The following is a 25,796-nucleotide window of genomic DNA, read 5'->3' on the forward strand; positions in this document are numbered from 1 at the left end:
TCGGTGCGGGTGGACACCGCCGCCGTCCGCAACGCCATCCACACCCCGCTCACCGCCGTGCTCGACGGCATCAGGCCGCCGCGTCGGCCTCGCCCGGAGCCGGTGGTGACGAAGGCGCTCGGCTGCCCTCGGGGAGGGAGGGTTCTTCCCCGGGGTTCTCAACCCCCTGGGGGGACCTTCCCGCCTTCCCGGCGACTGGCTCACCGGCGCCCGGCGGGGCGGGAACCGGTGCTCCCTGCCCGAGGGGCGTGTCGCTGACGGAGGTGTCGGTGCGGACCTGCCCGGTGTGCTCGTCCCGGGTGGTGCGCCGCACGTAGTAGCCGAGCGCGACGAGTTCGTCCAAGGCCTTGGCCACACCACGGCGACCGAGCCCCGGGTTCTTGTCGGCGAGGGTCCGGGCGTCCTCGTGGGCGCCGTCGGGGAGGGACAGCAGGTAACAGAGGATGCCGCGGGCGGTGAAGCTGAGGCGGCGGTCGCGTAAGACGTCGTTGCCCAGGACGGTGAACGCCCGCCTGCGCGGGGTATGGTGGATGCGCATCGAAGATGATCCTCTTCGGTGTCGGGCCCCGGGGTGTTGGTAGCACCGCCGGGGTCACCTTCGTTGTGGGGTGATGACGCAGAAGCGTAGACCGTCCGCAACCCGAACCGCCAGCACCGCAAGGATGTTCGCCCGATCGGGTGGGAAGTCCGCTGGGACGGAACCAGGTTCGCGCACGGATATTCGGTGTCCCGCCCACCCGGTGAGGACGCAGCATGAGGCTCATGACCCTGACCACTCCTCAGTTGTCCACTCCCCGGCTGCGGTTGCGCCCCTTCTCCGAGGCCGACGCGGGCCGCCTCTACGCCCTCCACAGCAACACCCGCGTGATGCGGTACTGGGACTCCGCGCCCTGGACCGACCGGTCCCGCGCCGACCGCTTCCTCGCGACGTGCAAGAAGATCGAGGAGGAGGGCACCGGCGCCCGGGTGGCCATCGACCGCCTCTCCGACGGTGCCTTCGTCGGCTGGTGCGGCCTGACCCGATGGGACCCGGGCAACCGCAGCGCCTCGTTCGGCTACTGCCTCGAGGAAGCGATGTGGGGCCACGGCTACGCCACCGAGGCCGCCCACGCCGTCCTGCGCTGGGGATTCGAGGCGCTGGACCTCCTCAACCGGGTCCAGGCCGAGGTCGATACGCGCAACCCGGCATCGGGACGGGTCCTGGAGAAGGCCGGATTCCTCCGCGAAGGAACCCTGCGGGAGGACTGCATCGTCAACGGCGAGGTATCCGACTCATGGGTGTACGGCCTGCTGCGTCGCGACTGGCGCCCCTCAGCCGCGCCGACCCCGGCTGCCCAGGGGGCGCCGCAGGCGGCCGGGCCTTCTACGCCGTGACTGCTATTCGCCGGGCTGCTGGCTTGGCTTCGTCGTCGTGACGAGCTGCCACCACGTGGTGAGTTCGGTTGCCGTGTAGCGGGTGGTTCCGGCGGCCTTGGTGCCCACGGGGCCCGGGATGCCGTCCTTGCGGCTGCGGGCGAGGCGCTGGCGGGCGTTGGGGTAGCTGGTGGGGAGGATGCGCAGCTCGCAGGCCTCGCGGAGGGTGTACTGCCCCGGGGGTTCCGGTTCCGCGGTGTTCGGTGGGGCGGGGGGCTGCTCGGGGTCTGTCACACCGCTTGTGACGGGGGCGGTGGGGGCGGGCGGTGTCACATGCTCTGAGCTGTGTGACACCTCGGTCCGGGCGGAGGTTTCCGGGTCTGTCACAAGTGTGACGCCGCGCATGTAGGCCCCGCCCGGGAGGAACGCGGCGATCGCCAGCTCCTGTTCCGCTTCCTCGCGGGCCGCGGGGGTGATCCAGGGCGCGAGCCGGCCCTGTGCGTGCCAGTCCGGCGCGGGGGCGCAGGCGCCGAGGTGGCGACGGGCGTGCGGGGTGATGTACGCGTACTGGATCTCCCGTACCTCCTCGACGCCGGTGATGCCGATGACGCCCCGCCCCTTGATCTGGTGGTCGTACGGAACGCGTGGTGAAGCTCCGTAGGTGACAAGCCATTTGGGGTGGGAGGCGGGGCCCACGATTCCCTTCGTGCCGACCAGGTCGCGGGTTTCGGTGTCGCCGAAGAGTTCGCGCGTGAAGGTGTGGGCGCCGATGACCATCTTGTGGTCGGCGGACCGGCCCTGCATCAGGACCATGTGGAACCAGGCCTCGAACGGCGGCATGCCCTTGCCCCCGATCCCGTACTTCCACCAGATCTTCGCGGACTTCACGAAGGAGGCGAATTCGTCGATGACGAGGACGCGCGCCGGCAGTGCGTCGCCCTGCGGAGTGCCTTTCAGGGCCTCGGCGGCCTTCATGGAGACGTAGAACTCCGCGAGGGCGGCCACCGCGGCACGCCCCGATGTGTGCACCCGGATCCCCGACTCGCCCTCGATGTCCTGGAAGGCGTTGGACTTCATGGTGATGGCGTCGACGAGCGCGCCGTGCTGGCGGGCGTGGACGATCGGGATGAGCAGCACGGTCGTCTTCCCGTCGCCCGTACCGCCGGACACGCCCCAATGCGGTGTCTCGCCACCGGTGTTCACGAAGACCGGGCCCTCGTGGCCCGCTCCGAGATGCACGCGGCCGGGCTCGGGGGAGGGGATCCATTCCACGAGTGCGGGCAGTTCGGGATCGGGTGCGGGCGGCGGTTTGAGGGTCCACCGCACGTAGTGCTCTCGCCTGGTGCGCTCCCAGTGGGCCTGCCACTGGCCGGGTGCCCGTTCGGTCACCACCCGCTCGACCGCATGGACGCCTTCGGGGCCACCGACCCATTTCACCGGCAGACGCAGGACGATCCGCGCGCCCTCCGCCGACATGTCATCGGGGACGGAGAGCCAGCGGGAACGTGGCTCGTCCTCCGCCAGGCGAAGGATCTGCCGCAGCGCGGCCCACAGTCCGGGCCCGTAGACCTGACCATCGGTCCACACCGTCGGCCTGTGCCACCAGCCCAGCCCGGAGGGGCCGGTGAGCGCCGCGATCAGCACGGCGACCGCGACTGACGTCATGGCGAGTGAGGTCTGACCGGGACAGCGCCAGGCGCCCCACCCGACGGCGAACGGTGCCAACCTGGCGGCGGAACGGGCCGCCAGCGGCCAGCGGTGCCACACGGCTGCGACCCGGACGGGGCCCGCCAGCCCGTGCACCAGCATGGGGACCGGTGCTGCGAGCATACGGAGCCCGCGCCGCCGGCTGGGTCGCGGCGGCTTGCGCAACGACAGCCGGCCGCCCACCAGGCCGAGCGGGCTCTCGCCACGGCGGTCGTCCGGCAGCGGAGCTCCGGCCCGCCACCAGGTCGCCTCGCTGCGGGGTACGCCCGACAGCTCGCGCCCGCTGACGTACCGGCCGATCCCAGCGGCCACGGCCGTGCAGAACCGCTCGATCTCGCGGTTGAACTCCGCCCGCTGGGCCGGGCCGCCCTGGTTGGCCAGGACCCCCAGCACGATCAGCACGCCCAGCAGCCCACCGCCGACGCCGACCATCCCGCCCGGTATCGAGGCGAGGCCCGCCAGCCGCGCACCCGGATGCGCCATGTTCCCTCCTGTGCCTGACTCGGTTTGCTAGGTCACGATTCACATTGCGAGTGTGACGCATTGAGGGAGCAAGTCAAACTGCCCAGGCCGTGACGGGTGTCGCCGATTTCAGGCCAGTATTCGTGTCCTGAAAGGCTGTTGGCGGGCGGGGTGGTTGTGGCAGATGATCGGCAACCTCGCGGTGGATTCGCGAACGCAATCATTCAGATTGATTGGGTGTTGGTCGGGGAGGGAGTCGGTGTGGGGTCGTTGCGGAAGATCTCCCGGAAGGTCATGGGCTTACCGGAGCCCGAGCCTCAGCACGGGCACGGCTACGAGTACGAGGCCGAGGGCGCGGGGCGGCCGGGATTGCAGGAGCCGGGCGGAGAACCGACGGTGAACGGTGGCACCGGTCACCCGGAGCCCCCGGGTCCGGACACAGGCTCGCCCACCGCCTCGCGGCAGGCGGCCCCGCCCGTGCCGTGGTCGATGATCGAGGAGCGGCCGGGCGCCAGGACCGCACGCAGGCTGGGCCGCGGCGCACTCTGGGCGGTCGTCGCCCTCGCTGCCGTGACCGGAGTCAGGGCGTGGATCACGCCCGACCGCGCCCCGGCACCCACCGCTACGCCCGCACCCGCGGCCGTGGCGGCGTATCCGGTCGGCGAGGCGCAGGCGGTGGCCGCACGTTTCGCCCGCGCCTACTTGACCTTCGACGCCGATCACGCGGAGGAGCGGGCGGCCGTGCTGGCCGGCGTGCTGCCCGCGGACGCGGACTCCAGCCTCGGCTGGGACGGCCACGGCAGCCAACGGGTCCTGGCCGTCGAGCCGGGCACCGTGACCCCGGCCGCCCGTCAGCGGGCCCGGGTACGCATCGACGCGCTGGTCCGGGCGAAGGACGCGCCGGCCGGGAAGGGCGGGAAGGCCGAGACACACCCGGACTCCGCGACCGCCGCGGCCGCGTCCTCCTCCCGCTGGATCGGCCTCGACGTCCCGGTCGTCCTCACCGCGGGCCGGGTCGTGGTCACCGGCCCGCCCGGCCTGGTCGGCATCCCCACCGCCGGCCCCGCCGCCCCCACGGCACCCGCGCCGCAGCCGGACGCCGAACTGTCCGAGCAGACCCGGGACACGGTCAAGGCCTTCCTCGCCGCCTACGCGGCCGGCGCCACCGAGTCCGTCACCGCCCCGGGCGCCACCGTCGCGCCCCTGCCCCGCGGCGTCGAACTCGCCGCGCTGTCCTCCTGGACCGTCACGGTCGGCACCGGAGCGGACCGCAGCGGGACCGCCCGCGTCGTGTGGTCCATGGCCGGCGCCGCACTCGAGCAGACCTACCGCATCGAGCTCACCCGCGTCGCCAGTGCCGACGCCGCCCGCTGGCAGGTCACCGCCGTCCACGGCGGCTCGTAGCCACCCGGTCCGACCTCGACCTCAACCTCGACCTCGACTTCAGCCTTACCCAAGGCTGCCCGCAGTCGCGGCCCGGGCCGCGCTCCACACCCGCGGACCACGTCCGCCGATCCCCGCTCGACCACCGACCCCGAAGGGCCCCGCCATGTACGAGACGACACTCGCCCTGACCACCGGATCCCAGTTGAGGGACTGGATCCTCACCGCCGCCGGCAACCTCTTCGGCGCCTTCCTCGCCGTCCGGGCCATCAGCTACTTCATCAAGGACGACTGGGGAAAGATGATCACCCTGGTCATCGCCGCGGTGTTCGTGGGCGCGATGATCTGGCTCCCCGACGAGATGCGCGCCCTCCTGACCGGCCTGTGGTCCAAGGTCGAGGGGTCCGCCTGATGCGCACCGCCCACACCCACACCGCCCACTTCCACATCGAGACCCGCCAGCACGAACTCCTCGGGCTCGACCTCGGCGAGGGCATGCCCCGCCGCGCGCTGCTGCTCGGCTTCACGCTCTGCCTCGGCTGGACCGGCACGCTGCTGCTCGCCTTCGGCCTCCCGGACCGTACGACGTTCACCCTGTACTGCGTACCGCCGCTGCTGGTGGCCGCGCTCGGCACCCAGCGCAGCCGCCGCAACGACCGGCGCTGGAACATCACCTACTGGACCCTGACCCTCCGCTACCTGACGGCCGGTCACCGCCCCATCCTCTGCGCCGGACGCCTCGACGCGGACCGCGCGGAGTGGATCCCCCGGAGCGAGCGATGGGGCGCCACGGCCGACCTCCTGCGCCGGGAGCCCGCACGCCGCCGTCACCAGGAGCGGTCCGAGGGCCGGGAGCCGACCGCGGTGTCCGGCCCGCCGGTCCTGCTGGCCGCCCGACCGCGGCTGTACGCCCCGGACGCCATCGCCCGGGCCCGCGGCCTGGGCCGGGTCGGACGTCGACGCGGCGCCGGCGCCCTCGGCAAGGCCTCCCCTGCCGGAGAGGGGGCACGAGTATGAAGGTCATCGAGAGGTTGAGCTCCTTCCTCGGCGTGGGCGGCGAACGCGGCGCGGCGGCCCCCCGGTACCTCGCCCTGGCGGACGGCCTGGTCGTCACCACGACGCACGCGGAAGCCTGGTTCGTCCTGGCCGGCTCCAACACGGACCTGATGAGCGAGACGGCCCGGGACAAGGAACTGGACGAGGCCGCCGGCGCGCTGGCCCGGATCCTGGCCGGCAGCGAGGTGCACCTGAAGGTGCTGTGGTCGCCGCTGGACGCGGAGGACTACCGGCAGGAGGCCGCCGGGTTGTTCACGGCCGGAGCATGGCCGGAGTGGGCCGCGCTGCGGGTGGACCGGCTGGACGAGATCGCCCTGCCGTCGCGGCACCTGCTGATGGGCGTACGCATCACCGCACGCGAACGCAGCGGTACCACGCCCGGCGCCGGTGGACGCACGGTCGGCGAGGGCCTGGGCGTGGTCTCCACCGGCCCGGGCCGCCGTGAGCTGGCACGCCTGGACGGGAGCATGCGCCGGCTGGGCCGACTGCTGGAGTCGACGCCGTGGCGGGCGCAGCCGGCGCCGGTGGAGACGCTGGCGTGGATGGTCGCGCGCGAACAGCACCGAGCCAGCACTCCGCCCTCCCCGGCCGCCGGGGTCGTCACGGGCGCCGGACTGGCCGAGCTGACCCGGGGCCGGATCCTCCCCTACCCCGACCACCTGCGGGTCCTCGACGGGCGGGGAGGAACGGCGGCGTGGGTCGCGATCCTGACGATCTCGGGCTTCCCCGAGGTGATGGAGGTACCGGGGACGGGGGAGTGGCTGCGGACTCTGTCCGAGATCACGTACGTCCCCGACATCGACGACGGGGAGATGTCCGGCGACGTCGACCCGGCCTCCCTGATCCTGCCCGTCAGCCCCGAGGCGTCCGTCCGCTTCAAGGTCCTGCCCAAACGCGAGGCCATGGGCAAGGCCGAGGCGGCGCGCCGACTGGCCAAGGAGCAGCGGCGGTCGGCGGCCATGCAGTCGGCGGAGGACCCGGGGCAGGCGGTGCAGGAGACCGAGGGCGCCATGCGCGCGCTGGTGCGCGACATGGGCCGGGAGGACGTCACCCTGGTCGAGGACCACCCCCGCCTGATCGTCACCAGCACCACCGGCCTGACGGACCTGCGCGCCCGGGTGGACGCCGTCGTCCAGCACTTCGGCGGACTGGGCATCGAGGCCGGCGTGGCCGAGGAGGAACAGCGGGAGCTGTGGCTCGAGGCCCAGCCCGGCGACCGGCTCCGGGTCCCGGACCTGGGCCACGTACGCGAGGTCACCGCGCTCGCCGGCTCCTGGTGGTGGGGCGGGGCGCGGGTGGGCGAGGACACCGGACCGATCGTCGGCTACCTCACCGGCACCACCCCCGGACTGTTCCGCAACGACGTCACCATCGGTTCGGAGCGCGGGGACGCGACGACCACGGCCTGGTGCGGGCGCAGCGGCCGCGGCAAGACCGTGGCCATGATGCTGTCCATGCTCGACGCGGCCTTCCGCGGCGCGTTCGTCCTGGCCATCGACGTCAAGGGCGACATGGGCGGGGTCGTCACGGCCGGCCGGCACTACGGCCTCGACGCGCACCTCATCGAGACCGGCCCCCGCTTCGCCGGGGTCGCCGACCTCTTCACCCTCCTGGACCGGCACGGCTCCGAACGCGCCCAGATCGAGGTCCCGGCCCAGCTCGGCATCGCGATGCCGCCGCACCTGCGGGCCCGGGGCGCGGAGACGCCCGTCCAGCACGCCGTCAACGAGGTCATCGCCGCCGGGGAACCGGCGACCTGGAAGGTCGTCGACCGCCTGCGCCACTCCTCGGACCCGCTGGCCCGCGAGACGGGGGAGGCCTTGTACGAACTGTCCGTCACCGCGATCGGCGCGCCCTTCATGGGGCGCCCCGCGGAAGGGGCCGTACCGCTGGCGCCCGAGCCCGGCATCCGGGTGGTCCAGATCCCCGGCCTCTCGCTGCCGGGCGCCGCCGATGCACGAGAGGACTGGAACGTCCTGCAACGCATGTCGGTCGCCCTGATGCACTCCATGCTCGCGTACGGCATCACCACCGCGGGCCGCAAGGACCTCAGGGGACTGCGCAAGGTCGTCTGCGTGCCCGAGGTGCACGTCCTGACCGCCACCCGCGAGGGCGCGGCCTTCCTCGACTACCTCGCCCGGGTCGGGCGCGCCCTGTCGACCGCCCTGCTGCTGGACACCCAGGACCCGCAGTCGCTGGCGCGCCTGGTCGGGGTGGTGGAGCAGCTGACGACCGTGGTCGGCTTCCAACTCACCCAGGCCGAACAGCAGGACGCACTCGCCGAACTCCTCGGCCTGCCGGCCGGAGCACACACCAGGGCGCTGATCCAGTCGATCGGCATGCAGCCGGACGGCGAGATCCGCCACGGCCACTCGATCATCCGCGACCGCCGCTTCCAGGCCGCCACCGTCCAGTGGGACGTACCGAGCCTGCACTTGCTCAGGCTGCTGGACACCTCGCCCAAGGCCGCCCCGTCCGACGACCAACCGACCCCTCAGACGCAGGAGAACACCGAATGACGCACCGCCGCACGCCCGCCTTGTTGCTGCTCGCCGTCGCCCTGGCGGTGGGCGGCTGCTCGAAGGACGAAACCCGGGCCGAGGAGAAGAAGCCGGACCCGATGGCCGGTGCCGTCGCGGTGGCCAAGGAGTACCAGCTCGCCGCGATGAAGCCGGACTGGCACCGCGCCTGCGAACTCAGGACCGTCGCCTACCGCTTCGGGAAGTCGGTCGACGAATGCGCGGCGGACAACGTCGTCCCCACGCCGCCTCCGGTCGGGACGGCCTCCCCCTCCACCTCGCCGCAACCGGACCGGGCGGAGTTGGGACCCCTGCGCCTCGAAGACGGACCGCTTCCGGTCCCGTCCATCGGGGATCACCCCGCCGGCATCGGCGTCATGTTCGCCTACGACGTCAAGTGGCCGACGGAGGCGTCCATCACGCGCAAGGCCGTCCGCGTCGTGAAGGAGAACGGAGTCTGGCGGGTCGAGCAGCGCGAGACCGTCCACGACACCGACATCGCGCACGGCAACCCCCTCTACGACGCCCTGACCAGGCCGCAGCAGTGACCCCCGCCCTCTCCCTGCCACGGCTGCGGAGACTAGCCGTACCACTGCTGCTCGCGCTCGCCATCTCGGTACTGGCGGCAGCCCACGCGCACGCGGAAACCATCGACCCCGCCGGTATCGGCGACCTCCTTCCCTCCCCGGCGAGCCGTGCGCCTCATGGCCAGGGCACTCTCTACGAGGACTACAGCAGGCCTGAGTTGTGGTTCCTCGACGACGACTACGGCCACACCGACGTCTTCGACCCCCCGGTCAACGCGATCGCGAACGTCCTGATGGGTCTCGTGGTGACCCTGGGCACCGCTGTGACGGTCGTGGTCTCCTGGATCTTCGAGACGACCTCGATCCCCGAGCTGCAGAACGATCTGACCACGATGATCGGCGGGGCGGCCGAGAACCTCGCTCTGACGCTGCTGCCCGCCGCCCTGTGCGTCGGAGGCTTCGTGGCCTTCGCGCGGCACAAGGACGGGGGCGGCGCCGGAGGCCTGTCCCAGGTTGCGTGGGTGGTGGTCTCCGGAGTGGTCGCCGTGTCCCTGTTGCAGAGTCCCCAGACGTGGGTCGAAGGGGTCGACTCCACGCGCCAGATCGGTTCGAGCATCGCGATGAACGCGGCCTCCGACGGCATCGGCACCGGCGTGGACGACTTCCCGTTCAAGATGACCCACCAGCCCGCCTACACCGGCACCGGCAGGGACGACATGCTGCGCAAGTCCACCGACGCCGTCTGGCGCACGTACGTGGCCGGCCCCTGGTGCATCGCTGAGTTCGGCTCCCTGGAGGTCTGCCGGAAGTACGGTCAGAAGACCCTCGACCAGGGAGTCCCCGGCACCGGCAGCACACGCAAATCCTGGCTCCAGGACAATCTGACGGGTGGCATGGGCGGAACCGTCGGGCGCGATTCCGAGCTGTGGTGGGAAGGCCACAAGCCCGTCCAGCGGGTCATGGTCTGCCTCTTCGCCCTCGTCTGCATCAGCATCTTCGCAGCGCTGGTCCTGGCCCTGGCCTTCGCCTCGCTGGCCTCGCTGCTCGGCGCGCTGATGCTCCTGGTGTGCGGGGTGGTCTTCGCCTGCATGTGGGTGATCCCCGGCAGGTCGAGGCAGTGGGGCCTGCGCTGGTTCGACCAACTCCTCGGCTTCACGCTCCAGTCCTTCATCGTGACCATGGTCCTGTCCTGCGTACTGGTCCTCCAGGTGGCCACCACCAAGATGATCAGTCCCACCGGCGTCGGCTGGCTCCCGGCGGCCGGCCTCTCCATCGCGGCGGCCCTGGTCGCGCTCAGGTTCCGCAGGGTGCTGGAGTCGATCATCGGCGTGTCCGGGGTCGCCTCGTCCCCCATGGGGGCGGTGCTCGGCCTGATGGCCGCGCGCGGCGCGATGCGTGCGGTGCGCGGACTGGGCGGTGGCCGGACGACCGGCCGGTCCGGGACGCGGCGTTCGGACGACGGCCCGCTCACGGCCACCGGCGGCTCGGGCTCCGGAGGCGGTACGGGAGCCGGTGGCGGGGGAGTCGGCCACGGCGGTGGCGGGGTCGGCGGTCGCGGCCCCGGTGGTGGCGGGCTCGCCCGGCGTCCCGCGGTGATGCGCGCGTACCGGCGGCCGTCGGAATGGCAGCCGAAGGTCTCGGTCGCCGGGGACGCGCCCTCGCTGGCCGGACCGCCGCACGTACCGGACCTCAACCCGGCCGCGGTACCGGCCGGCGGCGGCATCAACCCCACCGCACAGGCGGAGGGGCCCGGCTCCGGCGTGCCGCGGCGGCCCGTACCCGCGCCACAGGACTCGACGGCCGCCGGTGCGCCCGCGCCGCCGGTACCGACCCGCGGACTGCCCGCTGAGGTGGCCACGACGGGTAGGGCGGTGCCCCCACCGGCCGAGGCCGGCCTCTCTCGCGCCGCCGCAGCGATCCACGACAGAGGTGCCCCCGAGGCGACGGAGGCCGAACCGGACCTCCCGTCCCCCGCGGTGTCGTTCCGTCAGCTCCCCCCACCCGGCGCCCCGGGCCCCCGGCAGATCGCCGCTCGGACCCGTCCCGACCCCACGACAGCCCGCGAGCGGACGACGAAACCCACGCCCGGCACCTCCGCCACCCGCCGCCGGCCGGTGACCCAGCCCGCCCCGCCCCGCCGCAGGCGCGTACCCGTCCACGTCCAGTTCCCTCCGACCGAAGAGGTGCCCGGTGCCTGAGGAGCAGCGCAGCCCGCAGGAGTGGCGGGCCCTGCTGAGCAACGCCTACCCGCAGGACGCGGAGGAGGGAGGGTGGCGGCAGCGACGCCGCGCGCGCAAGGCCTTCCGGGCCGGGCAACGCCGCCGGACCACCGCCTGGGTGGCCCGGGAACGCAGCAGGGACCCGATCACCGCAGGCGCCGCCCTGCTGCTGGTCCTCGCCCTCCTCGCCATGGGCGTGTGGCTCCGCACCGGACCGGACTGGCTGACGGGAGGGAACGCCGAGTCCAGGGTCGTCGGGGTGATCACGCCCACCACGACGGGGGTCCCGGCGAACGATGCGGGGGCTCCGGCCGCCGCCCCGTCGCTCTCGGCGTCATCACCCTCGCCGACCGCACCGGAACCGGACCTTTCCGAGCCGGTCGCGGTGGCGAAGGAATGGGTCCGCCGGTACCTGACCCGTAATCCGCCCGTGGACCAGGACCACAAGCCGGCCGTCCACCGGTCGGCCCCCTGGGCCACGGCCGGGCTGACGGACAACCTCGCCGGCCATACCGATCCCGCCTTCGACAAGCTGGTCAGCCGAGGTGGGGTGAGCACCGTGACCGTGGTGAGCACCGGGCCGGCCGGCGGGCAGCTGCCGCCCGACAACCCGGTGCGGATCTGGCGGACGGTGACCGCGACGGTCGCGGTCCAGGGGTACACCGCGTACACCGAGACCACCGTCCTGCAGGTCGAAGTCACCAGCACGGTCTCGGGCTGGCGCGTCTCGGCGGTCCTGGGGGTCTGAGCCGGCATGGAGGGGAGGGACGCCCTGCCGCGCGCCGCGGCGTCGAGCGGCGGCGGGGCAATCGTCAAGCTCGGGGCCGCGGGCGCGGCCGCACTCATCGGACTGCTGTCCCTGTTCGGCTTCATCACCGCGGGCGGTGCGCACGCCTACGCCTGCCAGGACCGGGGCCGGCCCGGGGCCGAACAGCCGGGCGGAGGCACGGGCCCGCGACCGCCCGACCGGGACACCCGGGCGAACCAGATCAGGAACGCCACCACCATCGACGCGGTCGCCCGGGAGAAGGGGTTACCGGGCCGGGCGGTGCTGATCGCCCTGATGACCGCGCTCCAGGAGTCCGCCCTGCTCAACCTCGACCACGGCGACCGCGACTCCGTCGGCCTCTTCCAACAGCGCCCCTCCACGGGCTGGGGGACGAAGGAGCAGATCATGCAACCGCGTTACGCGGCGGGGATGTTCTTCTCCGGCGACGACACCGACGGCGACCCGCCGGGGCTCACCGACATCCAGGGCTGGCCGACCATGACCCTCGGCGCCGCCGCCCAGGCCGTGCAGCGCAGCGCCTATCCCACCCTCTACGACCGCCAGGAGACGCCCGCCCGCGCCATCGCCGGCGAGGCCGGGATAGACCTGGACCGCCCGGGCACCCGGCCGCCCGGCGGGACCCGACCACCCGGAGACGGCCAGGGCACCGGAGCCCCGGACGCCGACTGCGAGGACGACGGCCCGGACGAGCCGGGCAGGCCCGGCAGCCCGTTCCACGACGGGAAGGCCGGCTGGCCGCCGCAGGTCAGGAACCCGCGCTCGACGGCGGACGCGATCGCCTGGGCGAGGCACGAAGCCGAACACGGCAGCGACCGCTGGTACCGCGCCTGCCTGGCCTTCACCGCCGAGGCCTACGGCTGGCACTACTCCGGCGTCCTGTACGCCGTCGACCACTACCGCGCGATGCCGGCGGCGATGAGACACGACAAGGACCGCACCCCGCCCCCGGGCGCCCTCATGTACTGGGACACCGGCCAACGGGCCGGCCACGTCGCCGTCTACGTGGGCGACGGCAACATCGCCAGCAACGACATCCGCCGCCCCGGCCGCATCGACATCGTCCCCGCCACCGAGATCGAATCCCGCTGGCACGCCACCTACCTGGGCTGGGCACCCCCGTACTACCCGCAGGGCGGCTAGCGCCGCTCCTCCGGACCTCCTCGTACACGCACAGTGCAAGACTGGGCACTTGTTCGATGGGGGCGAGAGGCCTTCATGTGTGGAACTGGGGGGAACGTGCGCAGGGTTGGGTTGGTGGCCGCGGCTACCGGTGTCGTACTGCTCGTGGCGGGGTGCGCCGGTGAGACCGGTGTGAAGGTGGAAGCGGCCACGGTCGCACAGGAGATCGACGCAGCCGCGACGGCGGCCGGGTTCACCAAGGACGCGTCGGTCGACACGGTGGGGCCCAAGGCCAAGGAGTGCAAGGTCGACTGGGCGGTGGACGCCCCCGGTAAGGCCGCCGATCCGAAGAAGTCGTTCGCGAACACGATCGCCGGCCTGGTCAAGGCCGGCTGGACCGAGGGCAAGAGCGACCGGAAGGGCGACGTGGACGTGAAGACCGTGACGAAGGGCGACTGGGAGGTGCGGGGCGCCGCCGACCTGGGCGAGGGAATGAAGGCCGTGGTGTTCGCCGGCACCAACACCTCCTCGAAGTGCGTCGAGATCCTGATCGCCGACCTGGCGAACACCAAGAAGCACTGACGCTCCGCGCCACCAGCCCCGTCCCGCGCCCTTCCATCGGACGCGGGACGGGGCAGCTCCTCGACGAACCAGCCCGTGTCGGGGGAAGCCGGGCCCGCTTGCGCATGGACCGGCGTGACGTGCCTCGGATGTGCTGTGCCGCCGGCTCGTGGCGCGGTGCGTCAGGCCCGCGGGTTGGGCGGCAGCCCCTGGACCGCATGCGGCAGGAATGCGGTGAAGGCGGCCGCCGTGAAGGCGAGTGCCGGGCCGGCGGGCGACTTCGAGTCGCGGATGGCGATGAAGCCGCGGGTGGTGCGGGTGTCGGCGATCTCGACGCACTGTTCGCCGGCGTCGCTGAACGACGACTTTCGCCAGGTCGCCTCGGGCAGGTCGGTGGCGCGCAGCCTGGTCGTGTCAGTCATGACCTGTCGTCCTCCATGGTGGATTTGATCCTTTCCCGCGAGTCGTCGACGGGAAGCGCAGCGGCCACGATCCGTTCGAAGGCGGCCTCGTAGACCTTCACGTCGTCGGTTCCCTCGGCGAAGGTCCCGCCGCGGAGGGTTTCCACGCTGATGACGGTGGGCCAGGGGTGCGGGAACCTGACGATGTGGAACGGGCCCGCCATACCGGGGTGGGGAGTCGCGAGTATCGGCATCACCTGGATGGTGATGTTGGGCAGGTCGGCCATGTCGAGCAGGTGTCGCAACTGCTCGCGCATCAGCGAGGGCTGAGTCGCCGAGCGGTAGTGCAGGGTCGACTCGTGGATGACGGCCCAGAGATCGAGCGGTCCGGCCGGCCGGTGGGGGTCGGTGAGGATGGCCTGGCGCTTCTTGCGCATCTCGACGAGCGCGGACACCTCGACAGCGGTCCGCGTGATGGCGGTGGCGGTGATGATCTCGCGTGCGTACTGCGGGATCTGGAGCAGGCCGGGAAGAACACCCGGCAGGTAGATGCGGGTTGCCTCCGCGTCCTCCTCCAGCCCGATGTAGTCCTTGTAGTTGGTCTCGGGCAGGTCGCCGTAGTTGCTCCACCAGCCGACTTTGTTGGCATCGCGGGCCAGTTCCTCCATGGCGGTGACCACGGTCTGGTCGGTGACCCCGTACGCCTCAAGGAGCGGCTTCACGTCCTTGATGGGCAGGTGCGCCTTCGCGTTCTCGATGCGGTTGATCTTGCTGCCGTCCCAACCGACCGCGCGCGCCGCGCTGTCGGACGTGTGGCCGGCGTTCTTCCTGAAGTTCCGCAAGGCGCTGCCGAGGCGGCGTCTGCGCACGGTCTGCACGAGTGGCGGTGTAGGCACGGGAAGTTGCACCTCTCTGCGGGATGGCCGGTCGATGCCTGGGTGGAGTCTTCCCTCTCCGGGGCGGGGTGCCCTCTTTCCGGGTCAGTCTGCCTCGCCGGGGGACGGGAAGTCGATCGAACATGCCTCTATTCGTTGGGAGTTTGACTGCAACGATTGCAGGCATCGCGTTGTCGGGTGCATGCTTCATGAGCGACGCCGTAACCGTCTGTCAGTGACGGATCACGCTGAGACGGGATGCGGCAGTCCCGAATCCGGCCGGGCCACCGCGCCCGGTCGAGGGCTTCGTGCACTCCACCCGTAGTGGGCGCGAAGACCCCTGCCCACCACCCGACCCGGACCTGCCGAGGCCAGCCATGAGTCAGGGCACAATCCGTACAACTCTCCGTACCCGCTGCCCCGCCCTCGCCCAGACGGGCCCGATGGGCGCCGGCCGCGGGCCCGAGCCCGCGGCGCCGGCCATACAGGGACCCGTACCGGGCGGGACCGGCCGGTGATCGGGGCGGTGGACGGAGACGTGGAAGCCGCTGCCGTCGGGCCACAGCGGTACAGCGACGGGTATGCGCCGCGGGCCACCGCGCCCTCGCGCGCTCGCCGGGACGTGACGCTCTGCCTGCACACCTGGGGCCTCGACCACCTCGTCGACGACGCGGCCCTGATCGTGTCCGAGCTGGTCACCAACGCCGTCCGCCACACCGGCACCAGGAGGGTCGGAGTCTCGGTCACCCGCCACCCCGACCGGGTACGGATCGTCGTCACGGACACCAGCCGCACGGTCCCCGCCATCGCGCCGCCCGACACCGACACCGAGGCCCACGCCGAGTCCGGCCGCGGGCTCCGGCTCGTGGACCGGCTCGCCACGGACTGGGGCAGCGAGCGGCTGCGGACCGGCAAGCGGATCTGGGCCGAACTCGCCACCGAGGAAGCGCCGCGGTGAACGAGGACACCCCCACCGCAGCACAGGACCGCGGACGGAAACCGCGTGGCTGCGGGGTGCGTGGTGCCGGTATCGTCCGGGGTTCCGTCGCGGCGTGGCTGCGACACGAGACCAGAGAGCGATACCGATGAACAGCCCGCTGCCCACCACCACCCTCTGGCGTCCCACCGGTCCCAAGGAGCTGGATCTGGTGCGCGAGCTGGGCTGGCGGGCCTGGCCGCCGCGGCTGCCCGAGCAGCCGATCTTCTACCCGGTCCTCAACGAGGACTACGCGGTCAGGATCGCGCGGGACTGGAACGTGAAGCACGACGGCGCGGGCTACGTCACCCGTTTCGAGGTGGAGTCGGAGTTCCTGACCCGATACCCCGTCCAGCAGGCGGGCGGGGAGACGATCCTCGAGCTCTGGGTGCCGGCCGAGGAGCTGGACGAGTTCAACGCGCACATCGTCGGCGAGATCCAGGTGGTCCGCGAGTTCCACTGAGGCGTGCCGGGCCGTCGCGAACGCCGCCGACCGAGCCATTGCCGGTAACGCTCGCGCCCCGCCCCGGTGATCCCCCGTTTCGCGGGACGGCGCGCGTTCCGGTGCCACATGCTTGGGCCAGGTGTCACGGGCTGGGTGGGGGTCGGGCGTGGGCGGTGGCGGGCGGGCGCGGGTCGGGTCGGTCGTCAGCGGGTCGGCGGCGGCCGCCGCCTGCGCGCTCGGGGTGGTGACCAACTACGCCACCGCCGCCGTGCCGGACTGGGCGGCCCGGCCGGCGGTCGTCTGGCCGGTGTTCGGCGTCCTGGCCGTCGGATCGCTCGTACTCGGGCTGATCGGCCGCCGGTTGGACGCCGCCGAGGGCGGGCATCCCGGGCGATTAGTGTCGTTGGGGCGGGTGCTGGCGGGCGGTATGAGTTCGCTGCGGGCGCCGCACGGTTCCGGCGCGGTCCGCGGCCGGGCCGGCGAACTGGACGCGCTGCGACAGCTGTCGGCCCGGCCCCAGGGCAGGTACGCGGTGGTCTGCGGGGTCGGCGGCATCGGCAAGACCACACTGGCCGCCGCGCTCGCCGACATCGCCCGCGCCGAGGGCCGGCCGGTGTTCTGGATCCGCCACAACGACGCGGACGACCTCGCCGAGCAGATGACCCGGACGGCACTCGCCTGCGGCCTGCCGGAGTCCAAACTCGAAGACGCCAGGACGGGCCGGGCGGGGCTCCCGGACGTCGTGTGGGGGCACCTGGAGACCACCGGCAGGTGGCTGCTGGTCCTGGACGGGGTCGACGACCCGCTCTCGGTGGGGCCCAACGGCGAGGACGTGGCGGGCTACCGCGGCTGGATCCGGCCCGCCACCAAGGGCCTGGTCCTGGTCACCAGCCGCAACACCGACCCCGAGGTGTGGGGCCGGCTCGCCGTCCTCCACCGCGTTACACCCCTGGACGCCGAGGCCGGCGGGCAGGTGCTCCGGGACCTCGCGCCGCACGCCGGTACGGTCGACGAAGCCCGGGCCCTGGCAGCGCGGCTGGGCGGACTCCCGCTGGCCCTGCACGCCGCCGGCCGCTACCTCTCCGCCGCCGGCAGCCGCCACCACACCCTCGCGGCGTACACGGCGGCCCTGGACACCCAGATGTCCACGCTGCTGGGCGCCGAGCATCCACAGGCGGGCGACCCGGAGGTCGCGCGGACGGTCGTGCGGCACACCTGGGAGCTGTCCCTGGACCAGTTGACCGCGGCCGGCCTGCCCTTGGTACGGCCCGTGCTGACCCTGCTGGCCCTCCTCGCGCCCGCACCGGTGCCCAGCAGCCTCCTGACCCCGGACCTGGTCACCGAGGCCACCGGACAGCCGGCGGGCCCGAGCGAGGTCGAGGCGGCCCTGAACGGCCTGCACACGTACGGCCTGATCGACACGCCCCTCGGGGACGACGGCCGGCCGGCCCTCGGACAGGTCCTCCTCCATTCCCTGGTCCGCGAGATCACCGCCCACGCCCACACCGCGGCGGCGCCGGTCCCCGACCCCTACCGGCGGGCCCTCGTCGGCCGGCTCGGCCAGACCGTCGCGGAGCTGACCCGGGCCGGCCGCTCGGGGTGGAGCGCGGCCGTCCTCCTCGCGCCGCACCTGGTGACCGCCGCGGGCTTCCCCCACGACCAGGGCGACGGCCTGCGCCACGCCCTCGGATCCCTCAGCGGCCACCTCTCCGACGCCGGGGCCTACGGCGCCGCGGCGCACCTCAGCCAGGCGGAGTTCACCGTCACCGCACGCCTGCGGGGACCGGACCACCCGCACACGCTGAACAGCGGCAACAATCTGGCGAATGCCCTCAACGACCTGGGCCGCCACCGGGAAGCCGTCGACCTCCACCGGACCACGCTCGCCGCGTACGAGCGGGTGCTCGGCCCCGACCACCCGCACGCGCTCAACAGCCGCAACAACCTGGCGAACGCCCTCAACGACCTGGGGCGGCACCACGAAGCCGCCGACCTGCACCGGGAAACCCTCACCGCGTACGAACGCGTGCTGGGGCCCGACCACGCCCTGAGCCTCAACAGCCGGGGCAACCTGGCGCACGCCCTGGGCGGCCTCGGACGGCTGCACGAAGCCGTCGCCCTCGAGCAGCAGATCCTGGGCACGCGCGACAGGCTGCTGGGCCCGGACCACGCCGACACGTTGAGCATCGCGAGCAACCTCGCCGTCACCCTCAGCTGCCTCGCGCAGCATCAGCAAGCCGCCGAACTGCACCGGCGCACCCTGGCCACCCGCGAACGCCTCCTGGGCCCCGACCACCCCCACAGCCTCACCAGCCGCAGCAACCTCGCCAACACCCTCGACCAGCTCGGAGAGCATCAGGAAGCCGCCGACCTCCACCAGGACACCCTGGCCACCCGCGAGCGCGTCCTCGGCCCGGACCACCCTCACAGCCTCACCAGCCGCAGCAACCTCGCGGTCGCCCTCTTCAACCTCGGGCGGTACCGGGAAGCGGCCGACCTCCACCACCGCACGCTCACGGCCCGCGAGCGCCTGCTCGGACCCGACCACCCGCACACCCTCACCAGCCGCAGCAAGGTCGCCGCCAGCATCTACAGCCTCGGGCGCCACCAGGAGGCGGCCGAGCTCCAGCAGCGCACCCTGACGGCCCTCGAGCGCCTGCTGGGGCCCGACCACCCCTACACCCTCGCCGGCGGCAACGACCTGGCCGTCAGCCTCGACGCTCTCGGGCGCCACCGGGACGCGGCCGAGCTGCACCGCAGCACGCTCACGGCCCGCGAGCGTCTGCTGGGCCCGGACCACCCCGACACCGCCGCCAGCCGCGACAACCTGGCCGCCGCGCTGTCCCACGCGTCGGGCCGCCCGGGCGGGATCGGAGGCCTGGGCCGGACGCTCAGAGCCGCCTTCCAACGCCGGCGGCCGGGCTGACAGGCGGTGACCCGCGCGGGCCCGGACACGACGAAGGGACCGACGTCATGGACGTCGGTCCCTTCAGCGGTTCGCAGCGGCTCAGGCGCCGGTGACGTTCTCCGCCTGCGGGCCCTTCGGGCCCTGCGTGATGTCGAAGGTCACGGCCTGGTTCTCCTGCAGCTCACGGAAGCCCGTGGAGTTGATCGCGGAGTAGTGGACGAAGACGTCCGGGCCGCCGCCGTCCTGCGCGATGAAACCGAAGCCCTTTTCGGCGTTGAACCACTTGACGGTGCCGGTTGCCATGTGTTTCCCCATTCGAGGATCGCGGGGTACTGGCTTGTCAGTACCCCTGGGTGAGGTGATCGCCCTGGTCCTCGGACGTTGCTGCACAGCGAGACGCCCACGGCGTGAACCGCGGGCGTCAGGACTTCGGAACCACGACTACTGACATGGAAGTTAGCCGATCCGCAGTCGTCTGGCTACGGGCCGCAGCCGATTGGCTGAGGCAAGCTCCTGACAGGCCCCTCGCGACACGACTCCTGCCCCACCCGGAATGCCCCCGTCCGACTTTCTGTCGGCCTTCCCTCGACGCTCGCCGAGCCTGTTCGGGGTGCTTCCCGCCGGTCTGACCGAATGGTCGTGGACGGCTTATGCACGGGCCGCTTCAGGACACCAGAAGTTCTGGATCAGCCTCGTACGAGCCGACATGCTCGTCACCGACGGCGGCCACGAGCAGCCGCACCAGCCGGCAGGCCCCGTCGCGGGGGGCGCCGGATGCCGGTGAGATGCCGGCGCATCGTGCCAGCCGTCCTCTTCCCGTGACCTGTGCCGAGCAGCCAGGTCGTCGCGGTCAGCCCCTTCATTCTCATGCGAAAGCGGTATCCCCATGTCTTCGTACTCCCGCAAGCTCTCCGCGGCCGTGGCCGCCGCCAGCCTCGCCACGATCACCCTGTCCGGTGTGAACGCGTCGTCGGCCGCCGCGTCGAGCATCGGGGGCTCGGTCAGCAGATCCGAGGCGATCAGCCGCGCCATGAACTGGGTGAGCCGCCAGGTTCCGTACAGCCAGACCTCTGCGGCCTCGGACGTCGACAACGACGCCACCTACCGGCAGGACTGTTCGGGGTTCGTGTCCATGGCCTGGCACCTTTCGTCGTCACGGACGACCCAGACCCTGCCGGCCGTCGCGACCCGGCTCGGCAGCCTGGACGACCTGCGGCCCGGCGACATGATCGACAACATTTCCTCCCACGTGGTGCTCTTCAAGGGGTGGGCGGACGGTAACCACAACACGGCGGTGGTCATCGAGGAGGCGCGGCCCGGGACCGTTGCCCATGTCGAAAGCTCGTACTATACGCGGAGCTTCCTGACCAACAACGGCTACCTGCCCTACCGCTACAACGGCATGGTCGAGGACTCGGGCGTGCCGGCAGGCGGCGGCGTGATGCACGAGATCTATGCAGGCGACGGCTGGGTGGACGGCTCGATGGACTTCACCGTGCAGGCGGTCTCCTCGGTGTACACCGGCTCCGGCACGCACCCGATGACGTACGCCCTCAAGGACGGCGTGATCCAGGAGGTCTACGCGGGCTCCAACGGGTGGGTGATGGGTTCGACGGGGATCACCGCGGACGCGATCTCCGCGGCGTACCTCGGTGAGCAGCACGGGCGGATATACACCCTCAAGGGCGGGGTCATCCACGAGGTGTGGGGGGATGCGAGCGGCTGGCACGAGGGTTCCACCGGCATCACCGCCGACAAGATCTCCGCGACGAAGACCGGCGACAACAGCGGCCATGCGCGGATCTACACCCTCAAGGGCGGGGTCATCCACGAGGTCTGGGCCGATGCGAGCGGCTGGCACGAGGGTTCCACCGGCATCACCGCCGACAAGATCTCCGCGGTGAACTACGGGGACGGCCACGCGCGCATCTACACGTTGAAGGGCGGTGTCGTCCACGAGGTCTACGCGGGCGCCAGTGGCTGGATCGACGGTTCCACCGGCCTGACCGCCGACGAGATCTCCGCCGCGAACACAGGTGAGCCGCACGCCCGGATCTACACGCTCAAGAGCGGGGTGATCTTCGAGATCTGGGCGGACGCCGGCGGCTGGCACGAAGGGTCCACCGGACGGCCGGCCCGGGCCATCTCCGCCGTCGGCACCGGCGGGCCGCACGCCGTCATCACCACCTTCAGCTGATCGCCGCCGTTGCCGCAGCCCCGACGCCGGCCGCGCACCGCGCGCGGACGGGGCTGTGCGCGGTGCGACTGCCGCAAGACCCTCGAACACCCCGAGTGCGAGGTCCCGCCACAGCCCGGAGCCGGCCCGGCGCCCCTGTGCTACTCCTGCGGGCCGCAGAAGTCGTCGACGCGCTCCTGGCAGGCGTCCTCTTCCTCCTGCGCGGCCTTGCGGTTGGCCACGGCCTGGTGGACCTTGGCCCGCTGGGCCTCGATCGCCGTGGTGTCCGGGGGCTCGGCGGCCTCCAGCTCGTGCAGCTCGTCCTGGGCGTCGATCAGTTCCCTGAGCCGGCGCGCCGTTCTGATCTTGGCCTCGGCGAGGTCGGCCATGGCCGTCTGGCACTGTTCGGTCGGCATCTGTCCTCCTGAGGCAAGCGGTTCGACCCGCGGAGACGCATCGGCGGCGACCCCGGTGCCACGCAGCCGCGGGCCGGGACGACGCCGTCACCCAATGTAATCCCCGCCCGTCGCAGCCCGCGGAACCGCCACACGGACGGGGGAGTGGCGTGCCCGCCGGCTGCCCGGATAGGGCGGCTCACCAGAGGTGCAGGAAGCTCCGGGCGTCGTCGAAGCCGTCGAGGGCCCGGCCGTCCACATCGGTGGGATCCGCCTCCGCGCGCGCCGCCAACGACTCCGCCAGCGCGAGCGCGGGGGTGCTCAGGTGTCCGAAACGCCGAGCGGTGTGCCCGAGGCAGAGGCCGGCCAGCCCGAGCAGCTGGCTGCCCGACGCGGCGCGGGTCCCCACCTGCACGCACCAGTGCTCGACGAACTCCCGATCGTCGTCGGTCAACACGCATCCGACCAGGACGTGCGCGGCCTCGCCCTCCTGCGACCGGTCGCGCAGCGCGCGTTCCAGCGTCTCGGCCACCGCCTCGTGCGACAGGTGCGGGCCCTCGCCCACCGCTAGATCCGCGACTTGCGGACCGAGTGCCAGGCGGCGCCGGCCAGGGCGCGGGTGGAGCGGTAGAGGGAGAGCTGTTCGTGGCGGCGGTAGAGCTCCCAGTTGTACTGGACGAGGGAGAGCTTGTTCGAGGAGAGCGAGCCGGCCCGCTGGGCCCGGTACACCGCCAACGGCTCCCGCAGCGCCCGCGCGGGGGTGCCGTCCCGCATGATCGACAGCCAGAGGGCGTAGTCCTGCCGCTTCGGCATGTCAGGCATCGGCTTCGACCCGACGACCCGGCGGTCGTACATGGCGGTCAGGGCGCCGATGTGGTCCGTGATCAGCATCGCGCGGTAGTCCACGTGCTCGGGTGCCCACACCACGCGGTCGTTGGGGACGAAGTCGGCCGCCTCGCCCGGGTACAGGGCGTCCATCTTGTAGTACGAGGTGAAGGTGAGCGGCGTCCCGGCCGTCTCGGCGAAGGCCAGCTGCTTCTCCAGCTTCGTCGGGAGCCAGAAGTCGTCGCTGTCGAGGAAGGCGATGTAGTCGCCCTTGGCCCGCGCGATGGCCAGGTTCCGGGCCCGGGCCGCGCCGCCCTGCCGCTCCGCCGGCTCCGGCCGCACCCGCTCGTCCTGCCGGGCCAGCTCCCTCAGCTGCTCCATCGAGTCGTCCGAGGACGCGTCGTCGGTGATCAGCAGTTCGAAGTCGGTGTGGGTCTGTCCGAGCACCGACCGGACCGAGGGCCCGAGCGTGGCCGCCGAATTGTGTACCGGCATCACCACAGAAACCAAGGGCACAGCGGTGCTCCTTACCGAGAGAGGGGTCGTCATCAAGGGCTGTTGTCGCCGGTCAAGGCTACTTCGCGCCGAGACCCGCCCGTACGCCCCACCGGGCCGGTCACCGTACCGCGGGACGGAGCCGTCACGCTCCGTCGTCGATCGAGATGCGGAGACCGCAACCGCCTGTTTGGCTGAGGACGCCGCATTCCCCACATCCAGGAGTGATCATGAGTGGTGCAGACGAGCTTCGTGGCCGTGCCCGGCAGATGCGCGACAAGGCGAAGGAGCTGGAAGCGGCCGCCGAGCGCGCCACCGACCCGGCGGAGCGCCAGCGCCTGCAGGACAAGGCCCGCCGCCTCCAGGAGGAGAGCGCGAAGCCGGGCGAGGGCACCGGCATGGACCCCATGTGAGCCCGGGGCCCGGCTCCCGGGCCCCCGGACGCACGGGTCGGCGGTCCGCGCCGGGGCTCCCGGCCCCGTGGCGCGGACCGCCTTCACGCATGAGGGGCGGGTGCCGCATCGGCGCGGTCGGCACACCCAGGGGATTGATCCACAGCAGGCCGGGCAGGAGCGCGAGCGGGCTCGCCGGACGAGCCCGTGCGTACCCGTGGGATCGGTAAGAGGGGGGATCACGAGTGATGATCGACGACGTGCCGGCGGCACCCGACCGTGTGACGAAGGCCGCGGCGACGACCGCGCAGACAGCCACGCACACCGCCGCGCCCACGACCGAGCCGGCCACCGATGGGGTCCGGGCCGTCCCGACGCAGCCCGGCGGCGCCGCGAGACCCGGCTCCGGGTCCGACGCGGCCGCCCGCAAGCAGCGCCTGCGCCGCCGGCTGGAGCGGCTGATCGGCGTCGCCGCCACCGAGGGGAACGACCTGCTCCCGCTGCGCAACGGCGACCGCATCTTCCCCGAAATGCTCGGCTCGATCCGTTCCGCCCGGCACACGATCGACATGATGACCTTCGTGTACTGGCGCGGCCAGATCGCCCGCGACTTCGCCGAGGCGCTGGCCGAGCGGGCGCGGGCCGGAGTGCGGGTCCGGCTGCTGCTCGACGGTTTCGGCGCCCAGAAGATCGAGCGGGGGCTGCTGGACCTCATGGCGGAGGCGGGGGTCCAAGTGGCCTGGTTCCGCAAGCCGTTCTGGCTCTCGCCGTTCAAGCAGAACCACCGCTGCCATCGCAAGGCCCTGATCGTGGACGAGACCACCGCCTTCACCGGCGGGGTCGGCATCGCGGAGGAGTGGTGCGGCGACGCCGGCGGTCCCGGCGAGTGGCGCGACACCCACGTCCGCCTCCGCGGCCCGGCCGTCGACGGCGTCGCCGCCGCGTTCGCGCAGAACTGGGCCGAGTGCCACGACGAACTCTTCGACGACCGCGACCGCTTCACCGAGCACGAGCAGCCCGGCACGGCCGTGGTCCAGGTGGTGCGGGGATCCGCGAGCATCGGCTGGCAGGACATGCAGACGCTGATCCGGGTCATGCTCACCTCCGCCGAGGAGCGGTTCCGGCTCACCACCGCGTACTTCGCCCCGGACCCGTACTTCATCGACCTGCTGTGCCGCACCGCCGCCCGCGGCGTCGAGGTCGAGATCCTGCTGCCCGGCCCGCACACCGACCAGCGGGCCTGCCAGCTCGCCGGACAGCACCACTACACCCGCCTGCTCGAGGCGGGCGTGCGCATCCGGCAGTACCAGCCCACGATGATGCACGCCAAGATCATCACCGTGGACTCGGTGGCCGCCCTGATCGGCTCCACCAACTTCAACCGGCGCTCCATGGACCACGACGAAGAGGTCATGCTGGCCGTCCTGGACGAGGAGTTCACCGCCGGACTCGACCGGGACTACGAGGCCGACCTCGCCCACAGCGTGGACATCGACCCGAGCCGCTGGAAGCGCCGCACCGCGCTGCAGCGCGCCAAGGAGGCGGCCGTCACCCCGATCCGCCGCTTCCTGTAGTAGCGGGGCGGGCCGCCGCCCGGGCGGCTCCGCGCGGGTGATGACGAGGGTGACGGAGGACGGCCGGCAGGGCCGTCGAGAGGGGGACGGGGCTGTGGACGTACAGACGGATGAGGCCGTGACGATATCGGCCGGCAGGGATGACCAGAGGCGCCGACGGCTGCCGGGCCGCCTGCGCAAGCGGGACGTCGTACTGGCCCTGGGGCTGGTCGGCATCCTCGTCGGAGGCCTGGCCCTGGGCCTGAAGACCTGGTCCACGACGGGCACCCCCGTCGCGGCCTGCGGGGTGCCCGCGGTCTTCGCGGTCGGCGGCCTGGTGGCCGCGGGGCGCCGGCGGACCGTGACCCGCGGGTCACCGGCCGCCGAAGCGCCGGCGGTACGTGCCGGCGCGGGCGCCGCGCCGGCCCACGTCCAGCCGGACGTACCCGTCGACCACCACGCCCTGGACCCGGCGGAGTTCGAACACGCCGTCGCCGCGCTGTGCGCGCGGGACGGCTGCACCGCCGTCGAGGTCTCCGGCGGGGCCGGCGACCTCGGCGCGGACGTGGTGGCCACGACCCGGGACGGGGGGTGGGGCGGTTTTGCGGGCGGGCGGTCGGGATGTGCGGGTCCCCGCCGCTTGAGCGGCTGTGGCCTGC

Annotated in this window: 25 protein-coding genes; 17 read left to right on the forward strand and 8 right to left on the reverse strand. The window is 72.4% G+C overall.

The genetic code is table 11. The features are described from left to right. Window positions 1-70: 70 nt before the first annotated feature. Complete coding sequence (locus tag AB0O40_RS31995) at window positions 71-538, reverse strand: helix-turn-helix domain-containing protein (RefSeq protein ID WP_365048928.1); 468 nt, start codon at window positions 536-538, stop codon at window positions 71-73. 224 nt (window positions 539-762) lie between these two features. Between AB0O40_RS31995 and AB0O40_RS32000 the strand changes: the two genes are divergently transcribed. After that, window positions 763-1,374 carry a GNAT family protein gene (locus AB0O40_RS32000; RefSeq protein ID WP_365048969.1) on the forward strand — a complete coding sequence of 204 codons (612 nt, stop codon included), beginning with the start codon at window positions 763-765 and terminating at the stop codon, window positions 1,372-1,374. 3 nt (window positions 1,375-1,377) lie between these two features. Here the strand turns inward: AB0O40_RS32000 and AB0O40_RS32005 are convergent, their stop codons facing one another. Beyond that, window positions 1,378-3,543, reverse strand: a complete 2,166-nt coding sequence (locus AB0O40_RS32005) for a hypothetical protein (RefSeq protein ID WP_365048930.1) — start codon at window positions 3,541-3,543, stop codon at window positions 1,378-1,380. 456 nt (window positions 3,544-3,999) lie between these two features. Between AB0O40_RS32005 and AB0O40_RS32010 the strand changes: the two genes are divergently transcribed. The 9 genes from AB0O40_RS32010 to AB0O40_RS32050 all read left to right on the forward strand — a co-directional run bounded on the left by AB0O40_RS32010 (window position 4,000) and on the right by AB0O40_RS32050 (window position 13,717). Next, entirely contained in the window at window positions 4,000-4,926 is a 927-nt protein-coding gene (locus AB0O40_RS32010) for a conjugal transfer protein (protein WP_365048932.1), read from the forward strand. A gap of 145 nt (window positions 4,927-5,071) precedes the next feature. Further along, window positions 5,072-5,317 (forward strand): hypothetical protein, encoded by a 246-nt coding sequence (locus tag AB0O40_RS32015; RefSeq protein ID WP_365048934.1) that lies wholly within the window; start codon window positions 5,072-5,074, stop codon window positions 5,315-5,317. Further along, window positions 5,317-5,922, forward strand: coding sequence for a hypothetical protein (locus tag AB0O40_RS32020; RefSeq protein ID WP_365048936.1), 606 nt, complete (start codon window positions 5,317-5,319; stop codon window positions 5,920-5,922). Before AB0O40_RS32015 ends, AB0O40_RS32020 begins: the two co-directional genes overlap by 1 nt. Further along, window positions 5,919-8,480 (forward strand): ATP-binding protein, encoded by a 2,562-nt coding sequence (locus AB0O40_RS32025; protein ID WP_365048938.1) that lies wholly within the window; start codon window positions 5,919-5,921, stop codon window positions 8,478-8,480. Before AB0O40_RS32020 ends, AB0O40_RS32025 begins: the two co-directional genes overlap by 4 nt. After that, complete coding sequence (locus tag AB0O40_RS32030) at window positions 8,477-9,028, forward strand: hypothetical protein (protein WP_365048940.1); 552 nt, start codon at window positions 8,477-8,479, stop codon at window positions 9,026-9,028. Before AB0O40_RS32025 ends, AB0O40_RS32030 begins: the two co-directional genes overlap by 4 nt. After that, a complete protein-coding gene (locus AB0O40_RS32035; protein WP_365048942.1) occupies window positions 9,025-11,205 on the forward strand; it encodes a hypothetical protein in 2,181 nt (726 codons plus the stop codon). The genes AB0O40_RS32030 and AB0O40_RS32035 overlap by 4 nt, the downstream gene beginning before the upstream one ends. After that, the gene (locus tag AB0O40_RS32040) at window positions 11,198-11,974 is read left to right on the forward strand and encodes a hypothetical protein (RefSeq protein WP_365048943.1); all 777 of its coding nucleotides are present in this window, start codon (window positions 11,198-11,200) and stop codon (window positions 11,972-11,974) included. The genes AB0O40_RS32035 and AB0O40_RS32040 overlap by 8 nt, the downstream gene beginning before the upstream one ends. A gap of 6 nt (window positions 11,975-11,980) precedes the next feature. Continuing rightward, window positions 11,981-13,156: a peptidase M23 gene (locus AB0O40_RS32045; protein ID WP_365048944.1), complete on the forward strand. Its 1,176-nt coding sequence runs from the start codon at window positions 11,981-11,983 to the stop codon at window positions 13,154-13,156. 114 nt (window positions 13,157-13,270) lie between these two features. Further along, the gene (locus tag AB0O40_RS32050; protein WP_365048945.1) at window positions 13,271-13,717 is read left to right on the forward strand and encodes a hypothetical protein; all 447 of its coding nucleotides are present in this window, start codon (window positions 13,271-13,273) and stop codon (window positions 13,715-13,717) included. A 161-nt stretch (window positions 13,718-13,878) separates the two neighbouring features. On the opposite strand, the gene AB0O40_RS32055 is transcribed toward AB0O40_RS32050, so the two are convergent. Continuing rightward, window positions 13,879-14,118 carry a DUF397 domain-containing protein gene (locus AB0O40_RS32055; protein WP_365048946.1) on the reverse strand — a complete coding sequence of 80 codons (240 nt, stop codon included), beginning with the start codon at window positions 14,116-14,118 and terminating at the stop codon, window positions 13,879-13,881. Further along, window positions 14,115-14,966, reverse strand: coding sequence for a helix-turn-helix transcriptional regulator (locus tag AB0O40_RS32060; protein ID WP_365048970.1), 852 nt, complete (start codon window positions 14,964-14,966; stop codon window positions 14,115-14,117). The genes AB0O40_RS32055 and AB0O40_RS32060 overlap by 4 nt, the downstream gene beginning before the upstream one ends. 544 nt (window positions 14,967-15,510) lie before the next feature. On the opposite strand from AB0O40_RS32060, the gene AB0O40_RS32065 reads away from it, so the two are divergent. The 3 genes from AB0O40_RS32065 (at window position 15,511) to AB0O40_RS32075 (ending at window position 19,319) form a co-directional block, all read left to right on the forward strand. After that, window positions 15,511-15,930, forward strand: a complete 420-nt coding sequence (locus AB0O40_RS32065) for an ATP-binding protein (RefSeq protein ID WP_365048948.1) — start codon at window positions 15,511-15,513, stop codon at window positions 15,928-15,930. 127 nt (window positions 15,931-16,057) lie between these two features. Further along, window positions 16,058-16,411 carry a hypothetical protein gene (locus AB0O40_RS32070; protein ID WP_365048950.1) on the forward strand — a complete coding sequence of 118 codons (354 nt, stop codon included), beginning with the start codon at window positions 16,058-16,060 and terminating at the stop codon, window positions 16,409-16,411. A 121-nt stretch (window positions 16,412-16,532) separates the two neighbouring features. Next, entirely contained in the window at window positions 16,533-19,319 is a 2,787-nt protein-coding gene (locus tag AB0O40_RS32075; RefSeq protein WP_365048951.1) for a tetratricopeptide repeat protein, read from the forward strand. 81 nt (window positions 19,320-19,400) lie between these two features. Here the strand turns inward: AB0O40_RS32075 and AB0O40_RS32080 are convergent, their stop codons facing one another. Then, window positions 19,401-19,604 carry a cold shock domain-containing protein gene (locus AB0O40_RS32080; protein ID WP_365048953.1) on the reverse strand — a complete coding sequence of 68 codons (204 nt, stop codon included), beginning with the start codon at window positions 19,602-19,604 and terminating at the stop codon, window positions 19,401-19,403. Between the two features lie 583 nt (window positions 19,605-20,187). On the opposite strand from AB0O40_RS32080, the gene AB0O40_RS32085 reads away from it, so the two are divergent. Then, a complete protein-coding gene (locus AB0O40_RS32085; protein ID WP_365048955.1) occupies window positions 20,188-21,498 on the forward strand; it encodes a hypothetical protein in 1,311 nt (436 codons plus the stop codon). Between the two features lie 140 nt (window positions 21,499-21,638). On the opposite strand, the gene AB0O40_RS32090 is transcribed toward AB0O40_RS32085, so the two are convergent. From AB0O40_RS32090 to AB0O40_RS32100, 3 genes are all read right to left on the reverse strand, one after another. Then, the gene (locus AB0O40_RS32090; protein ID WP_365048957.1) at window positions 21,639-21,893 is read right to left on the reverse strand and encodes a hypothetical protein; all 255 of its coding nucleotides are present in this window, start codon (window positions 21,891-21,893) and stop codon (window positions 21,639-21,641) included. Window positions 21,894-22,071: 178 nt separating this feature from the next. After that, window positions 22,072-22,437, reverse strand: a complete 366-nt coding sequence (locus AB0O40_RS32095) for a hypothetical protein (protein WP_365048959.1) — start codon at window positions 22,435-22,437, stop codon at window positions 22,072-22,074. A gap of 2 nt (window positions 22,438-22,439) precedes the next feature. Then, entirely contained in the window at window positions 22,440-23,213 is a 774-nt protein-coding gene (locus AB0O40_RS32100) for a glycosyltransferase family 2 protein (RefSeq protein WP_365048961.1), read from the reverse strand. Between the two features lie 209 nt (window positions 23,214-23,422). Between AB0O40_RS32100 and AB0O40_RS32105 the strand changes: the two genes are divergently transcribed. The 3 genes from AB0O40_RS32105 to AB0O40_RS32115 all read left to right on the forward strand — a co-directional run. Beyond that, window positions 23,423-23,605, forward strand: coding sequence for a DUF6381 family protein (locus AB0O40_RS32105; RefSeq protein ID WP_365048963.1), 183 nt, complete (start codon window positions 23,423-23,425; stop codon window positions 23,603-23,605). A gap of 227 nt (window positions 23,606-23,832) precedes the next feature. Next, entirely contained in the window at window positions 23,833-25,158 is a 1,326-nt protein-coding gene (locus tag AB0O40_RS32110; protein ID WP_365048965.1) for a phospholipase D-like domain-containing protein, read from the forward strand. A gap of 118 nt (window positions 25,159-25,276) precedes the next feature. Next, on the forward strand, window positions 25,277-25,796 hold a 520-nt coding region (locus tag AB0O40_RS32115; RefSeq protein WP_365048967.1), incomplete at its 3' end, for a restriction endonuclease.

This window comes from Streptomyces sp. NPDC089919, assembly GCF_040684615.1.
Classification (GTDB): domain Bacteria; phylum Actinomycetota; class Actinomycetes; order Streptomycetales; family Streptomycetaceae; genus Streptomyces.

Bases quoted from the DNA above. Each gene is read 5' to 3' on its own strand.
- AB0O40_RS31995 (WP_365048928.1), bottom strand. From the start codon at position 538: ATGCGCATCCACCATACCCCGCGCAGGCGGGCGTTCACCGTCCTGGGC.
- AB0O40_RS32000 (WP_365048969.1), top strand. From the start codon at position 763: ATGACCCTGACCACTCCTCAGTTGTCCACTCCCCGGCTGCGGTTGCGC.
- AB0O40_RS32005 (WP_365048930.1), bottom strand. From the start codon at position 3,543: ATGGCGCATCCGGGTGCGCGGCTGGCGGGCCTCGCCTCGATACCGGGC.
- AB0O40_RS32015 (WP_365048934.1), top strand. From the start codon at position 5,072: ATGTACGAGACGACACTCGCCCTGACCACCGGATCCCAGTTGAGGGAC.
- AB0O40_RS32020 (WP_365048936.1), top strand. From the start codon at position 5,317: ATGCGCACCGCCCACACCCACACCGCCCACTTCCACATCGAGACCCGC.
- AB0O40_RS32025 (WP_365048938.1), top strand. From the start codon at position 5,919: ATGAAGGTCATCGAGAGGTTGAGCTCCTTCCTCGGCGTGGGCGGCGAA.
- AB0O40_RS32030 (WP_365048940.1), top strand. From the start codon at position 8,477: ATGACGCACCGCCGCACGCCCGCCTTGTTGCTGCTCGCCGTCGCCCTG.
- AB0O40_RS32045 (WP_365048944.1), top strand. From the start codon at position 11,981: ATGGAGGGGAGGGACGCCCTGCCGCGCGCCGCGGCGTCGAGCGGCGGC.
- AB0O40_RS32055 (WP_365048946.1), bottom strand. From the start codon at position 14,118: ATGACTGACACGACCAGGCTGCGCGCCACCGACCTGCCCGAGGCGACC.
- AB0O40_RS32070 (WP_365048950.1), top strand. From the start codon at position 16,058: ATGAACAGCCCGCTGCCCACCACCACCCTCTGGCGTCCCACCGGTCCC.
- AB0O40_RS32080 (WP_365048953.1), bottom strand. From the start codon at position 19,604: ATGGCAACCGGCACCGTCAAGTGGTTCAACGCCGAAAAGGGCTTCGGT.
- AB0O40_RS32085 (WP_365048955.1), top strand. From the start codon at position 20,188: ATGTCTTCGTACTCCCGCAAGCTCTCCGCGGCCGTGGCCGCCGCCAGC.
- AB0O40_RS32090 (WP_365048957.1), bottom strand. From the start codon at position 21,893: ATGCCGACCGAACAGTGCCAGACGGCCATGGCCGACCTCGCCGAGGCC.
- AB0O40_RS32105 (WP_365048963.1), top strand. From the start codon at position 23,423: ATGAGTGGTGCAGACGAGCTTCGTGGCCGTGCCCGGCAGATGCGCGAC.
- AB0O40_RS32110 (WP_365048965.1), top strand. From the start codon at position 23,833: ATGATCGACGACGTGCCGGCGGCACCCGACCGTGTGACGAAGGCCGCG.